Source organism: Anabaena sp. FACHB-1391 (assembly GCF_014696755.1).
In the GTDB taxonomy this organism is placed as follows: Bacteria; Cyanobacteriota; Cyanobacteriia; order Cyanobacteriales; family Nostocaceae; genus Dolichospermum; species Dolichospermum planctonicum.
Window position 1 is genome coordinate 181,098 of the sequence record NZ_JACJQS010000002.1, and the last position, 14,776, is coordinate 195,873.

Annotated in this window: 12 protein-coding genes and 1 tRNA gene; 11 read left to right on the plus strand and 2 right to left on the minus strand. The window is 39.1% G+C overall.

The annotated features are described in order from the left end of the window. The first annotated feature begins 7 nt into the window (after window positions 1–7). The 8 genes from H6F62_RS01875 (at window position 8) to H6F62_RS01910 (ending at window position 7,193) form a co-directional block, all read left to right on the plus strand. Complete coding sequence (locus tag H6F62_RS01875; RefSeq protein ID WP_190371183.1) at window positions 8–592, plus strand: KaiA family protein; 585 nt, start codon at window positions 8–10, stop codon at window positions 590–592. A gap of 124 nt (window positions 593–716) precedes the next feature. After that, the gene (gene kaiB / locus H6F62_RS01880; protein ID WP_028083970.1) at window positions 717–1,031 is read left to right on the plus strand and encodes a circadian clock protein KaiB; all 315 of its coding nucleotides are present in this window, start codon (window positions 717–719) and stop codon (window positions 1,029–1,031) included. A gap of 181 nt (window positions 1,032–1,212) precedes the next feature. After that, a complete protein-coding gene (kaiC, locus tag H6F62_RS01885) occupies window positions 1,213–2,772 on the plus strand; it encodes a circadian clock protein KaiC (protein ID WP_028083971.1) in 1,560 nt (519 codons plus the stop codon). A 109-nt stretch (window positions 2,773–2,881) separates the two neighbouring features. Next, window positions 2,882–4,819 carry a TolC family protein gene (locus tag H6F62_RS01890; RefSeq protein WP_190371184.1) on the plus strand — a complete coding sequence of 646 codons (1,938 nt, stop codon included), beginning with the start codon at window positions 2,882–2,884 and terminating at the stop codon, window positions 4,817–4,819. Between the two features lie 345 nt (window positions 4,820–5,164). Continuing rightward, window positions 5,165–5,554 carry a hypothetical protein gene (locus H6F62_RS01895; protein WP_028083973.1) on the plus strand — a complete coding sequence of 130 codons (390 nt, stop codon included), beginning with the start codon at window positions 5,165–5,167 and terminating at the stop codon, window positions 5,552–5,554. A 53-nt stretch (window positions 5,555–5,607) separates the two neighbouring features. Further along, entirely contained in the window at window positions 5,608–6,108 is a 501-nt protein-coding gene (locus tag H6F62_RS01900) for a hypothetical protein (protein ID WP_190371185.1), read from the plus strand. A 137-nt stretch (window positions 6,109–6,245) separates the two neighbouring features. Further along, a complete protein-coding gene (locus H6F62_RS01905; RefSeq protein ID WP_137906771.1) occupies window positions 6,246–7,025 on the plus strand; it encodes a photosystem II S4 domain protein in 780 nt (259 codons plus the stop codon). Between the two features lie 94 nt (window positions 7,026–7,119). After that, window positions 7,120–7,193: transfer RNA gene (locus tag H6F62_RS01910), tRNA-Val, on the plus strand. 22 nt (window positions 7,194–7,215) lie between these two features. Here H6F62_RS01910 and H6F62_RS01915 read toward each other — a convergent pair. Next, a complete protein-coding gene (locus tag H6F62_RS01915; protein ID WP_028090770.1) occupies window positions 7,216–7,503 on the minus strand; it encodes a DUF4090 family protein in 288 nt (95 codons plus the stop codon). Window positions 7,504–7,642: 139 nt separating this feature from the next. On the opposite strand from H6F62_RS01915, the gene H6F62_RS01920 reads away from it, so the two are divergent. Then, complete coding sequence (locus tag H6F62_RS01920; RefSeq protein ID WP_190371186.1) at window positions 7,643–9,085, plus strand: phosphoglucomutase/phosphomannomutase family protein; 1,443 nt, start codon at window positions 7,643–7,645, stop codon at window positions 9,083–9,085. A gap of 100 nt (window positions 9,086–9,185) precedes the next feature. Next, window positions 9,186–9,764, plus strand: coding sequence for an RdgB/HAM1 family non-canonical purine NTP pyrophosphatase (rdgB, locus tag H6F62_RS01925; RefSeq protein WP_190371187.1), 579 nt, complete (start codon window positions 9,186–9,188; stop codon window positions 9,762–9,764). 36 nt (window positions 9,765–9,800) lie between these two features. Here the strand turns inward: rdgB and recN are convergent, their stop codons facing one another. Then, window positions 9,801–11,531, minus strand: coding sequence for a DNA repair protein RecN (gene recN, locus H6F62_RS01930; RefSeq protein WP_137906774.1), 1,731 nt, complete (start codon window positions 11,529–11,531; stop codon window positions 9,801–9,803). Window positions 11,532–12,028: 497 nt separating this feature from the next. On the opposite strand from recN, the gene H6F62_RS01935 reads away from it, so the two are divergent. Continuing rightward, on the plus strand, window positions 12,029–14,062 hold the full coding sequence (locus H6F62_RS01935; protein ID WP_190371188.1) for a family 10 glycosylhydrolase: 2,034 nt from the start codon (window positions 12,029–12,031) through the stop codon (window positions 14,060–14,062). Window positions 14,063–14,776: the final 714 nt, after the last annotated feature.

The window sequence follows — 14,776 nt, forward strand, 5'->3', positions numbered from 1 at the left end:
ACCGTAGATGTTAGTACCTATATTGCTTTTACAAATAAATATAAAACAAATTTGCGGTAGACCATTTGCACAAAAGAGGCACAAAGGTTTACTTATTCACAGATGGAATTTCATGAGTAAATTCCTTAGCCAATACTACCGATTAATCAGCGAATGGTATTGGCTACCAATTACTACTACACCTGATCAGATATACTATTTACCTAATCAGACATTAGATAAAAAAAATAATTATTTCCTGTCCTTTGCCCAGCAGAGAAAGGCACAAAACTTTCAGGATATGACTACTACCGAAAAACGGGAAATTCTAGAAGAACTGAAATCAGATTATCGGCAAATTATTGTAAATTATTTTCTAACTGACAAAGCAATAAAAGAAAAAATTGATAAATTTATCAACGCCCTATTTTATGCTAATATTCCTGTGCCACAAATTATAGAAATGCACATGGAAATCATTGACGAATTTGCCAAACAATTAAGACTAGAAGGTAGAAGCGATGAAACATTACTAGATTACCGTTTAACCTTAATAGATATTTTGGCACATCTTTGTGAGATCTATCGTTCTACTGTTGCTAAAATCAATTGAATGTGGCGAAGCAGAATTTGCGTCTCCATTGATTGTGAGTAAATACTAAAAGTATAGATAAAACCAAAACCTTTGCTTTTTTTATTTGTCACATTTATTGCTTATTTTTAGGAGTCTATATTGTATGAATCAAGCCAAAAAAACCTATGTTCTCAAGCTATACGTGGCGGGGAACACCCCCAATTCAGTGCGAGCCTTAAAAACCCTCAAAGACATCTTAGAGCAAGAATTTAAAGGTGTTTATGCCTTAAAAGTAATTGATGTCCTGAAAAACCCCCAATTAGCTGAAGAAGATAAAATTCTTGCCACTCCGACATTATCAAAAATTTTGCCGCCGCCGGTGCGGAAAATTATTGGTGATCTCACAGACAGAGAAAGAGTATTAATTGGATTGGATCTGCTGTATGAAGAATTGAACGAAGAATACGAAAAAGAGTAGGATAACATACAGTAGATTGGGGGTAAAAGAAGTACAAAATTTTCATAAAAAATCAATTTAATTATTAAGCAGGTTTTACCAAAGGACTCTTAACTTAGTAGATTCTGCTGTATTTATGAAAAATGATCAAAAACTTTCTTGATTTTAAAAAACCAGGTTGAATATCCATATTAGATAAACCATGACAAAAAAAGAGCAGTTTGACCAAAAAAAAATACCTGTTGGTGGCGTAGAAAAAATTCGGACAATGATCGAGGGCTTTGACGATATTAGTCATGGGGGTTTACCCGTGGGTAGAACCACCTTAGTGAGTGGCACTTCCGGGACAGGAAAAACTTTGTTATCACTGCAATTCCTTTATAATGGCATCACTTACTTTGACGAACCAGGAGTATTTGTCACCTTTGAGGAATCACCCAGTGATATTATTAAAAATTCCCATATTTTTAATTGGAATTTGCAACATTTAATTGATGAGGGTAAATTATTTATTCTCGACGCTTCTCCAGATCCCGAAGGTCAAGATATAGTCGGTAATTTTGATTTATCTGCCCTGATTGAAAGGTTACAATATGCAATTCGTAAATATAAAGCAAAAAGAGTTTCCATTGATTCAATGACAGCCATATTTCAACAATATGAAGCTGTAGGAGTAGTGCGACGGGAAATTTTCCGTTTAGTAGCGCGTCTGAAACAATTAAACGTCACCACAATCATTACCACTGAAAGAGGTGAAGAATATGGACCAGTAGCATCTTTTGGCGTTGAAGAATTTGTTTCTGATAATGTAGTGATTGTTCGCAACGTTTTAGAAGGAGAACGCCGTCGTCGAACTATTGAAATTCTCAAATTACGGGGAACAACTCACATGAAAGGTGAATATCCCTTCACAATTACCAACGAAGGAGTTAATATATTCCCCTTGGGAGCAATGCGATTAACACAAAGATCCTCTAATGTGCGAGTATCTTCTGGGGTGAAAATTCTTGATCAGATGTGTGGTGGTGGTTTCTTTAAAGATTCGATTATTTTAGCAACAGGAGCTACAGGAACTGGTAAAACCTTATTAGTGAGCAAATTTATCCAAGATGGCTGTATTAATGGTGAAAGAGCGATATTATTTGCCTATGAAGAATCTCGCGCTCAACTTTCACGTAATGCTTATTCATGGGGGATTGATTTTGAGGAATTAGAACATCAAGGACTGTTAAAAATAATTTGTACCTATCCCGAATCAACTGGCTTAGAAGATCATTTACAAATTATTAAATCAGAAATATCTCATTTTAAACCTGCTCGCATTGCCATTGATTCACTTTCAGCCATGGCTAGAGGTGTTAGTAATAACGCTTTTCGTCAATTTGTCATTGGTGTTACAGGTTATGCTAAACAAGAAGAAATCACTGGTTTTTTTACCAATACTACAGACCAGTTTCTCGGTTCTCATTCCATTACCGACTCCCATATTTCCACAATTACAGACACAATTTTGATGTTGCAGTATGTAGAGATTCGGGGAGAAATGTCGCGGGCAATTAACGTCTTTAAAATGCGAGGCTCTTGGCATGATAAGGGCATTCGTGAATATAATATCACAGCCGACGGACCAGATATTAAAGATTCACTGCGTAACTATGAGCGAATTATTAGCGGTGCGCCTACTCGCGTTATTATAGATGAAAAAGCAGAACTTTCTCGCATTGTCAAGGGTTTTGAAGACAAACAGAGTTCTGATGCTTAAAATAGGAAGAGTGCGATATTCCTTCACAAATCTATGGATCATGCTATATTTTGTGGTGAAGACAAGTATTCTGCCGCTAAATTGATATTTTTTTCTGTGAGGGGACGCGGTGAAAAGACAGCAATTATTCCATAGTTTCTTACCCGGTTTTACAGTAGCAGTATTAACAACTCAGCCCGCTTGGGCTAATTTTGTGAACATGAGTGAGGTACAGCCAGGGTCTTATCCTAATGTTTTGATTTCTACCAATAGTAGAAATTTATTCACACAAGTTACAAATCACCCAGGATTATTATTTAGCAGTTATTTCCGTCAGGGTAGTATAAGTCATGCTGTTAACTACAGTCTACCAATAATTACCGCTGACAATAATCTTGGTCATGAGGGGGTAAAAATACTTAAAAAAGATGATGGTAGATTTGTCAATTTTTCTGATCTATCAAATCATAATTTCCTGGCTGTTAATAATCCCAATTCTGAGCAGCAATTTACCAGCGGTAATACCAGTGTATCAGAATTAATAGAATCTAGTAAATGCCCACAGCAGAAGAGTCAAGCAGCTTTACTACTTGCCTCTAACACCTGTTTACCTAAAAATACTTCTGATTGGATAGCGCAAACAACTATCCCGACTACATCAGAACCCAGTAAACCCTTTTCTGGTAGTAATGTAAAATCCCAACTTAGTCAGTCCGTAGATTTTACTAATACTCCTAATGACTTAAATCCTAACCCGAATCCGCTGTTATTTCCAAGACAAGCGGAGGAAGTAAAAATACAGGCAACTCGGCCAATTAGTTTGTCAGAGGCTTTGGAACTGGCTAAACGGAATAACAATGATTTACAAGTGTCCCTATTACAATTACAACGCAGTAAATCAGTTCTGCGGGAAGCTCAAGCGGCTTTATTTCCTAGTGTAGATTTGAGTGCAGATGTAACAAATAGTCGTAACGTTGGGACAACACTACAGTTTGACCAAGCTAGAACAAACAACCCACGAGTAGGTGATGCTCCAGCAAATACAAATTTTAGCGGAACAGCACAGATAAAATATGATTTGTATACCTCCGGTAGACGCAATGGGGCTATTCAGGAAGCTGAAGAAAGGATACGTGTACAAGAGTTGGATGTCGAAAGACAATCTGAGGAAATTCGCCTAAATGTGTCCAAGGCATATTATGATCTGCAACAAGCCGATGAAAACGTGAGAATTACCCAGTCAGCGGTAGAAAATGCTCAAGCTAGTTTAAAAGATGCCATGGCCTTAGAAAAAGCTGGCGTTGGTACTCGTTTTGATGTATTGCGATCGCAAGTAAACCTAGCCAATTCTCAACAAGAATTAACTAATTCCATCTCTCAACAACAAATTGCCCGCCGCAAATTAGCACCATTGTTGAATTTATCCCAATCAGTGAGCATTAGTGCGGCTGATCCAGTAAAATTAGCAGGTTTATGGCAGCAACCACTAGAACGAAGCATCGTTTTAGCCTATCAAAACCGTCCTGAACTACAACAAACTTTAGCACAGCGAAAAATCGGCGAAGCACAAATAAAACAGGCTTTAGCTTCTTCTGGTCCACAGGTGAGTTTAGTAGGGAGATATAACTTATTAGATCAATTTGATGACGGAACTAGTGTGAGCGATGGTTATTCATTAGGACTACAAGCCAGCATTAATTTATATGGTGGGGGAGCAGGAACCGCAAGAGCAGCCCAAGCTAAAACCAGTATTGCGATTGCTGAAACTCAGTTTTCTGAACAAAAAAACCAGATTCGCTTTCAAGTAGAACAAGCTTATTCCACCCAAGCCTCAAGTTTAGAGAACGTACAAACTGCTAATGTAGCTTTAGAACAAGCTAGAGAGTCTTTACGGTTAGCGCGGTTAAGATTCCAAGCAGGTGTAGGTACTCAAACCGATGTAATTAACGCATTAAATGATCTGACACGGTCCGAGGGAAATCGAGTCAAAGCCATATTAGACTACAATCGAGCTTTGACAGAATTACAAAGGTATGTTACAGCCAAAGGATTAAAACAGTTAGAGTAGTCAGGATTCAAATAAGAGGTAAGATTAGTAGGTTGGGTTGAGGCAAGAAACCCAACTTACAAGAAATGACCAAGGATCAATGATGTTGCAAGTGCTAAACTATTGACATACTCACCGACCTGAAGGTGCGATGATTCTTGACACTTCACTGGAACACGCCACAAGTGGTCTTATCGTCCCTCCATGTCCGTTTAAAGTCTCCCAATGCCTTATGGCGACTATAACCGAATTTTAACATAAAGCCGTCCTAAAAGCGATGCACTGAGCAGTTCGACAAGCTCACTGTAACACTTGCCGAAGTGGACGGGGCTTGTATCCCAGATTTTTGGTCAAAAACTCATGATCATGACTAAAGTTACATCACAAGAGATTGCAAAATTTCGTTCTCTGATGGTAGATGATTCCCAAGCAATGGAAGCATTAGACTTGATAGAGGACTGCGATGGAGATTTAGAAGACGCGGTAATGACTCTGGCTATTAAGGCTGGACAACAACCGGAACAAACTAATTCTGAATGGTTAGATGCTTTAGCCAAAAAATGGCGGGCTGTAATTTGTGAACAGGAATATCGAGAAGACTTGCTAAATGGGTCAATTCAAGAGATGATAGAACATCTGAGGACAATACAGACCTTTCCTAGAAGTCTGGCCACACCGGTTTTAATTTATGTTCTTAAACAAGGTGTAAATAACTTTTGTGAGCCTCTAGACTTGCTAAAATCAGATCAATCCTGATTAGTGAATATACTGATGATGTCAACTGGAATTTAAAAAATAGTTGAAGATTAATGAATTATCTTGTTGCTGTATTATCAGATCGTATCCAAGCCGAAGCCGCCGATTTAGCTTTAGAAAAAGAAGGCATAAATGGGACTATTCTTGGTAGAGGTTATAAAAGTGCTGATGAATTTGGTTTAATTGATCCCAAAGAAGAAGCGAAAAAACAAGTAAAATTAATGGCGATTTGGTTAGTCCCATTTGGCTTTTTTTCTGGTTTTACTTTCAGTTTGATTACTGGTTTAGATACTTTTGCTTGGGCTGGAGAAATCGGTAATCATGTAATTGGCGGAATTTTGGGCGCTGGTAGCGGAGCTATGGGTAGTGTATTTGTGGGGGGTGGTGTTGGTTTGTTTGAGGGTGGTGGTGATGCTTTACCCTATCGTCATCGCTTAGATGCGGGTAAGTATTTAATTGTCGTCCGAGGTTCGGAAACTTTGACCCGTCAAGCTACTCGGATTTTAAGGCAGTTTGACCCGGAAAATATTCAAGGTTATGCTGAAAATAATTAATTAATCAATTAATTAATTGGTAATTGTTGTCTGAATCAGGATATCCAGGATTTAAGGATTAATCAGGATTCTGAATAACAATTAATAACAATACTTGTGAACTTCGCACTCCGAACTCCTGTAACTGCTATAATTCTATGCTACCTAGAGAAGAACTTTTAAAAGGGGTTGAAAACCGCGATACCATTGCCCGTGTAATTGATCAAGCAGACCAGGCTATAAAGACCTGGGAGGTGGTATTAACAGATTTTTTGTCTCCGCCAGAGTTAGCGGAAATTAAGCGGGTATTTAGCCGATTAACAGAGGTGCATTTAGTGACTTGGGGTGGATATCCCCAAGCGGAAAGACAAAGAATAGCGATCGCCCGCGCTGAGTTACCATTAGATCAGTCTCAAGTTGCTATCATGGCCTTGGAAATTGCTGGTAATTTCTTATTTGATACAGCGAATCACCGAGATTTTTTAGGTGCGATGTTGGGAACGGGAATTGTCCGGGAAAAAACGGGAGATGTGATTGTTTTGGGGGAAAGAGGGGCGCAGGTGATTGTTGTCCCGGAATTGGGAGAATTTTTAGAGATGAGTTTAAAACAGGTGCGGTCTGTACCGGTGAAAACTCAACGCATTGATATTAGCGAGTTAAAAATCCGCGAACCTAAGAAAAAAGAATTAACGACTGTGGAAGCTTCTTTGCGGTTAGATGCGGTGGCTTCCGCTGGGTTTGGGATGTCCCGCAGTAAAATGGTAGATTTAATAGACTCCAATGATGTGCGCGTTAATTGGAAGGAAGTGACTCAAGCCAGTTCCCAAGTCAAAACGGGGGATTTAATTGCTATTCGGGGAAAAGGTCGGTTAGAAGTTGGAGAAATTGCGGTGACAAAAAAGGATCGTTATCGGGTGCAGTTAACTAGATATATGTAAAATAATATATCTAAAATATATCTAAAATAAAGTTTTGGTTTTAGCGGTTGACAGATGATATTTTAGATGATATATTATTAATCTGTGTGGTTAAGGACGGTTAGCTCAGGTGGTTAGAGTACATCGTTGACATCGATGGGGTCGTTGGTTCGAGTCCAATACCGTCCATATTGTTTTTTAAAGTGACTGATTATTTACCGCTGTAGAAAAAGGCAATTTCCTTTTCTTTTAGCGGCGCGAAACCGGCATCAATTAGCTTTTGGTCTAGTTCAGTTTGGGGAATATGTTTAGCACCAATACGGACAATGCGAGAACGCATGGTGTTGGATACACCACTACGCTGTCTATTGGCTTCTAAAGCCATAACTTGTGCATACAATTCTAACTTAGCGGGAGGAATAGGAGAACCATCAAAATCAATTCCTTTAGCGATCGCTTGGTCAATAGCATCAGCACCTGTGGTAGTTTCAGTAGTCATGGTAAATCATTTTCAAAGATAAAGATATAGAAGTATTTTACCACCTCAAGGATTTTTACCCATTACCAATTATCAATTACCCATTACTAATTACCTGCATAAATGCTAAAATCCTCAATTAGAAATTGAGGATATTTTCATGCCAGTTGTAACTAACCCAATCAAGTTTGGCACAGATGGCTGGCGCGGTGTGATAGGTGAGGAGTTTACCTTTGAACGCCTGGCGTTAGTAGCAACTGTAGCCGCCAAGGTTTTACATAATACTTACTTTTCCGAGGTAGGTAGCCGGACAATTATTGTCGGTTATGATCGCCGATTTATGGCGGAAGATTTTGCTCGTGTGGTCGCCAATGCTGTCACGGCAGTGGGCTTTGATGTCCTGTTTAGCGAAACTTCTGCACCAACTCCGGCTTATAGCTGGGCGGCTAAAGAACTCAAGGCTTTAGGGGCGCTAGTTGTGACAGCGAGTCATAATCCGGGTAGATATTTAGGATTAAAAGTTAAAAGTGCCTTTGGTGGTTCAGTCCCTCCGGAAGTTACACAAGAGATAGAAGCTTTATTATCAGAAAAAGTGCCACCAGTAGCGATTCCAGGTCAGGAACATAGTTTTGATCCTTGGCCTAGTTATTGTCAGGCATTAGCGGGTAAAGTTGATATTGACAAGATTAAACAAGTTATTGCTGCTGGTAAATTAACAATATTCGTGGATGTCATGCACGGGGCTGCGGCTGGGGGACTAGCGCGACTATTAGGGTCACAGGTTCAAGAAATAAATAGCGACCGTGACCCTTTATTTGAAGGTGGTGCGCCGGAACCTTTACCAAAATACCTGTCACGACTATTTACAGTCATCAAAAACCATCGCCAAAGCAATAAAGCTGGTTTAACAGTAGGTTTGATATTTGATGGCGATTGCGATCGCATTGCAGCGGTAGATCAAGATGCTAATTTCCTCAGTTCTCAAATTTTAATCCCCATCTTAATTGACCACCTGACCCGGCGGCGCAACTTTCAGGGGGAAATAGTCAAAACTGTCAGTGGGTCGGACTTAATGCCTCGTGTAGCCGCCTTACATAACCTTTCTATCTATGAAACCCCTGTAGGTTATAAATACATTGCTGACAGAATGTTAACTACACAGGTGTTGCTAGGTGGTGAAGAATCTGGTGGGATTGGTTATGGTAGCCATATTCCCGAACGTGATGCTTTATTATCGGCGCTGTATGTATTGGAGGCTGTGGTAGAATCAGGGTTAGATCTAGGCGAATATTATCGTTATTTACAACAACAAACTGATTTTTCATCGGTCTATGATCGCATTGATTTACCTCTAGCGAATATGGAAGTGAGAGGGCGACTATTACAACAGTTACAATCTCAACCTTTAACAGAAATTGCAGGTAAGGCGGTAATAAGTTGTCAAACCATTGATGGTTATAAATTCCGTCTGGCTGACAACAGTTGGCTAATGATTAGATTTAGCGGTACTGAACCAGTTTTACGGCTTTATTGTGAAGCAGCAACAATAGAACAAGTTCAGCAAACTCTAAATTGGGCAAAAACTTGGGCTGAATCAAATTAATGGGTAGTGGGTAGTGGGTAATGGGTAGTGGGTAAAATCTCTACCTTTTGCCTTTTTCCTCACAATGGAAAATGGACAATGGACAATGGACAATGGACGAATGACTAAATTACTCGTAGTAGCGACAGGAAATACCGGTAAATTACGGGAAATGCAAGCTTATTTAGCTGATTCTAGTTGGGAATTAACTATAAAACCGGAAAATTTGGATGTGGAAGAAACAGGGGAGACCTTTGCGGAAAATGCTTGTCTCAAGGCCTCGGAAACTGCTAAATTTACAGGTAATTGGGCTATAGCCGATGATTCTGGTTTGGCGGTAAATGCCCTGAATGGTGCGCCAGGAGTGTATTCTGCTCGTTATGGAAATAATGATACAGAACGGATTGGTAGGTTATTAAGAGAATTAGGTGATGAAAAAAATCGTCAAGCTAGGTTTGTGTGTGCGATCGCAGTTGCTAATCCTCAGGGAGAAATAGTAATTCAATCTGAGGGTATTTGTCAAGGTGAAATTTTATTTGCACCTTCTGGAGATGGTGGTTTCGGTTATGATCCGGTTTTTTATGTCCCAGAAAAACAATTGACTTTTGCCCAAATGACAACAGATTTGAAAAAGTCAATTAGTCATCGGGGAAATGCTTTCCAGGCTTTAGTTCCCCAGTTAAGGAAATTAATCATGTAAACCTATTATTTCTCATCCTAAGATTTGGATGGTTTTTTATGTTCTCCTTTCCCGATGATGAGCAGCTTGTAATAATAAAGACTCGGCAAAAGCGATCGCTTCATTTGCGGATTTACCACCAGCTAATTGTGCTAATTCTTCTCGACGGGTAGTTAAATTATCCAAAGTTGTCACTCTGACAACTGTCCGCTGTTGATCATTACTATTTACGGCTTTATTAATCACTAATTTAGCGACGCGAAAATGACGATCTGCCATAGCTGCAATTAAAGGTTGATGGGTTACACATAATACTTGATGTCCTTGACTAATTTGATGCAATTTTTCTGCTATAGCTTGGGCAACTCTACCGGAAACTCCCACATCTATTTCATCAAAAATAAAAGTTCCCACTTCATTTCCTTGGTGAAAACAAGATTTTAAGGCTAATAAAAATCTGCTCATTTCTCCACCCGAAGCAATTTCGGTTAATGGTTGAATAGGTTCACCAGGATTAGGACTAAACATAAAAGTAATTTTATCTGCACCTGCGGCCGTGGGGGTAGTGGGGACAATTTCGACTTGAAATCTTACCTTATCCATTGCTAGGGGCTTGAGTTCAGCTAGTAACCGAGATTCTAAATCAGCCGCAGTTTGACGACGTAATTGACTTAATTGTTGACTGAGATGATGGAGTTGTTGTAAATATAATTGTTCGTCTTGTTCTAAAGTTTCTATAGATTGTTCATTATTATTTAATTCAGCTAATTCATTTTGAATACGTTGATAATAAGCGATCGCTTCTGTTAAAGTTGGACCATATTTACGACAAATTTGTTTTAATTCCCGTATTCGTTCTTCTACTTCTTCTAACCGCTGGGGATCTGCTTCCAATCCTTCTCCATAAATATTAATTTGTCTACCCACTTCCATGACTGCTGCGACTGCATCCCGCACCAATTCTAATAAAGATTGTAGTTGAGAATCATACTCTATCATTTGAGTTAATATCATCTCTCCATCGGCTAATAAATCAGCGGCCGTGGGAGTTTCCTGATCATCTTGATACAAAGCCTGATATACTTTGTAACTCATTTGTTGTAAATCAACAACATGATTCAGACGGTCTCGTTCTTGATTTAATATTTCCATTTCCTGGGGATCATCAAGATTAGCAGCACCTAATTCTTGTACTTGATATGTGAGTAGATCTAATTGTTGTAGCCTTTCCCGTTCTGATGTTCGGCGTTTTTCTAGTGCTTGACGTGCTTGTTGATATATACTAAAAGCTGCGGTGACGTTTTGGCGTTTTTGTAACAATAAATCACCACCATATAAATCTAACCAATCTCGAACTTGAGCCGATTGTCCTACTTTTACAGTTTGTCCTTGTGCTGTTATTTCTACTAAATGATCTCGCAATCCTCCCATTAATTGACGATTTACCAGGACTCCATTCACCCGTGATCTACTGCGAATATTACTAGTGGTGGTGGCAATTTCTCGACTGATGATCACAGCATTATCATCTATTAAATCAATTTCTTGTTCACTTAACCAAGCAGCTAGGGGTGGGGTGACGCTAAAAGTTGCTTCTACCATTGTTCGATTTGTACCAGTGCGAATGACTCGACTAGAGACTTTACCACCCAAAACTGCATCAATGGCATCTAGTATAATTGATTTTCCTGCCCCGGTTTCCCCTGTTAATACATTCAAACCTGCCCCAAAATCTAATTCTAAATGATCAATTAAGGCAAAGTTTTCAATTCTTAGATATAGCAGCATTTACATAATCCTCAGATTGCAGATTTCCTGGTTACCTCTGAATTACTAATAAGTTATGTTATTTATCTTATTTGGTAATATTTGCCAAATTATGATTAGTTTACCATGTATTATACTTAATCAGGTTAACAAAATAAAACTTTATATTCTCAATGGTTGGCTTTTACCTAACACAGAATTTATTGTCTGGATTTTGAGCCTATAACTTAGTAATGATTATTCTCAGTATATATTTTAGATATAAAAACTTTCAGATGATACACTATGATATTACCACAAAATATGGAGATGTCAATACCCTAGTAAACTCGTTAGCTTATTGACCATATTCTCAATAATCTTGAGAATCAACCAGCTATATTCTCAATAAACATAGGGAGGCGATTTTTTTCCTAAAGGGATATTTAAAAAACTTATATATCTGACTGGATTAAAAATTTAGTAGCTATGGCTTAAATATTGCTACATTAATAAAGGATGTAACTATCTGCAGAAATATGGTATCTACTCCTATAACATTTTCCGATATTCAAAGTCATTGGTCGAGGGCATTCATTGAGGCCTTAGCCGCAAAGGGGATTCTCAAAGGGTATCCTGATGGAACTTTCCGCCCTAATAACCCTGTGACTCGGGCTGAGTTTGCGGCTATCATCGCTGCTGTTTTTTCCCCAGCAGTGAAACGTGAATATGCGGGTTTTGTTGATGTTCCTGATACCCATTGGGGGATAAAGGCGATTAAAAAAGTTTATGAAAGTGGATTCTTGACAGGGTATCCAAATAAGCGGTTTGGCATAGATGAAAATATTTTTAAAGGTGATGTTTTAGTAGCCATGGTCAATGGCTTGGGAATTGCTGCTCAAGTTGGTTTAGACCTAGTGAGTAAACTAGCGGAAATTTATCAAGATGGGTCTTTAATTCCCTACTATGGAATTAATCAGATAGCTGTAGCGACTCGCGTTGGTTGGGTAGTAAATTATCCCAATGTCAAAATCCTTAATTATAAAACAGCGGCTACTCGCGCGGATGTAGCGGCGGTAGTTTATCAAGGGTTAGTATATTTGGGCAAGGCGGAAAAAATTCCTTCTGCTTATATTGTTGTGCCTGGGGCTTTATCTCCATCTCCACCTTTATCTCCAGTCTCTAATACTAAGACTGTCAAGGTAAGTCATCGGCGTGAGTTCCGAGGTGCTTGGGTAGCGTCTGTGTGGAATAGTGACTGGCCTTCTAAACCGGGACTGACTGTTGAAGAGCAAAAAGCAGAGTTATTAGCGATTATTAAACAGTTGCAATCTTTGAATTTTAATGCTTTAGTTTTGCAGGTACGACCAGAAGGTGATGCTTTATATGCTTCTGAATTAGAACCTTGGAGTGCTTGGATTACAGGAACTCAGGGAAAAGCACCAACACCATTTTACGATCCTTTGGAATTTGCGATCGCTCAATGTCATTTACGCAATATTGAATTACACGCTTGGTTCAATCCTTATCGCGCTAGAGCCAATAGTCAAGTTTCTCCTGTCCGTCCCCACATTGCGGTGACTAACCCAGAAGTTGTTTATCAATGGGGTACTCAACTATGGATGGACCCAGGGGCAAAAATTGTTCAAGACAGGGCCTACAATGTGATTATTGATGTTGTCCGGCGTTATGATGTAGATGCTATTCATCTAGATGATTATTTTTACCCCTATCCCATATCTGGTAAACCTTTTCCCGATCATAAAACCTACGCAGCTTATCAAGCTAAAGGTGGTAAACTCAGTTTAGAAGATTGGCGACGAGAAAACGTTAATCAAATGGTATTGCGACTTTCTCAGGGAATTAAAGCCACCAAACCTGATGTGAAATTTGGTATTAGTCCTTTTGGTATCTATCGTTCTGGAGAACCTGCGGGGATTGTTGGTTTAGATGCCTATAATGTCCTTTATGCTGATTCTAAAAAATGGTTACAGCAAGGTTGGATAGATTATATTGCGCCTCAACTCTACTGGCGTACCGACCAAACAAAACAAAGCTACGAGGCACTGCTGCAATGGTGGACTAAAATTAATAGCAGCCAGCGTCATGTTTATGCCGGTAACAATCTAGGACAATTGGATGGTAAAGCCTGGAAAAACAGCGAAATTGCCAAGCAAATTCAGATTTCTCGGAATTTAGCGGCTAATTTGTCTTTAGGTAATATCTTTTTTAGTATGACTGGCATTCAGGAAAATCGTCAAGGCATCAGTGATGAGTTTAAAACCTATTATCCCACACCTGCCCTCGTTCCTAGTATGTCATGGAAAGGTTCTGCAACACCGATACCGCCTAAAAATCTCAAGTTTGTTGATGGTAAATTAAACTGGCAACCAGGAGATAATCGGCCTGTGCGTGCTTGGACTCTGTATGTTCAAATTGGTCCGAATTGGACAATTAAACGCATTTTATCCGCTGGTACTACCTTTGCGACGGTTACACCCGGTACTTATGCTGTCTGCGCTGTGGATAGATTAGGCAATGAAAGTGAAGGTGTTATGATTACTGTAGCCTAGGTTAACTAGCAACCACAAGCTAAATAAATGCAAGATAGTTCTTCCTTATCAAGATAAGGATAACATTTTTTAAATCCTTTGTCAATACCTAAAAAGCAAATTTTTCGCGGTTTTTTTGCATTTTGTTGGCTGTTCCCTGTCAACTGATGAAAGGATGTACAGGATGAAGATGAGGATTTTTTGATGATGTCAATGATTTAAAATGGTGCGTTACGAATAGCTAACACACCCTACTCAAAAAGCTATTCCCTGTTCCCTGTCAGCTGTCACCTAATTTATGTCAGAATCAGGATATCCAGGATGAAAGGATGTACAGGATGAAGATGAGGATTTTCTGATGATGTCAATGATTTAATATGGTGGGTTACTATATTATATAGCGAACTGCTTGCAGCAGCGCTTCGCTATCGCTATCTTACTCAAAAAGCTATTCCCTGTTCCCTGTCAGCTGTCACCTAATTTATGTCAGAATCAGGATATCCAGGATGAAAGGATGTACAGGATGAAGATGAGGATTTTCTGATGATGTCAATGATTTAATATGGTGGGTTACTATATTATATAGCGAACTGCTTGCAGCAGCGCTTCGCTATCGCTATCCTACTCAAAAAGCTATTCCCTGTTCCCTGTCAGCTGTCACCTAATTTATGTCAGAATCAGGATATCCAGGATGAAAGGATGTACAGGATGAAGATGAGGATTTTCTGATGATGT

Coding starts and splice junctions, on each gene's coding strand:
- H6F62_RS01875 (WP_190371183.1), top strand. CDS start 8: ATGTTAGTACCTATATTGCTTTTACAAATAAATATAAAACAAATTTGC.
- kaiB (WP_028083970.1), top strand. CDS start 717: ATGAATCAAGCCAAAAAAACCTATGTTCTCAAGCTATACGTGGCGGGG.
- kaiC (WP_028083971.1), top strand. CDS start 1,213: ATGACAAAAAAAGAGCAGTTTGACCAAAAAAAAATACCTGTTGGTGGC.
- H6F62_RS01895 (WP_028083973.1), top strand. CDS start 5,165: ATGACTAAAGTTACATCACAAGAGATTGCAAAATTTCGTTCTCTGATG.
- H6F62_RS01900 (WP_190371185.1), top strand. CDS start 5,608: ATGAATTATCTTGTTGCTGTATTATCAGATCGTATCCAAGCCGAAGCC.
- H6F62_RS01905 (WP_137906771.1), top strand. CDS start 6,246: ATGCTACCTAGAGAAGAACTTTTAAAAGGGGTTGAAAACCGCGATACC.
- H6F62_RS01915 (WP_028090770.1), bottom strand. CDS start 7,503: ATGACTACTGAAACTACCACAGGTGCTGATGCTATTGACCAAGCGATC.
- H6F62_RS01920 (WP_190371186.1), top strand. CDS start 7,643: ATGCCAGTTGTAACTAACCCAATCAAGTTTGGCACAGATGGCTGGCGC.
- rdgB (WP_190371187.1), top strand. CDS start 9,186: ATGACTAAATTACTCGTAGTAGCGACAGGAAATACCGGTAAATTACGG.
- recN (WP_137906774.1), bottom strand. CDS start 11,531: ATGCTGCTATATCTAAGAATTGAAAACTTTGCCTTAATTGATCATTTA.
- H6F62_RS01935 (WP_190371188.1), top strand. CDS start 12,029: ATGGTATCTACTCCTATAACATTTTCCGATATTCAAAGTCATTGGTCG.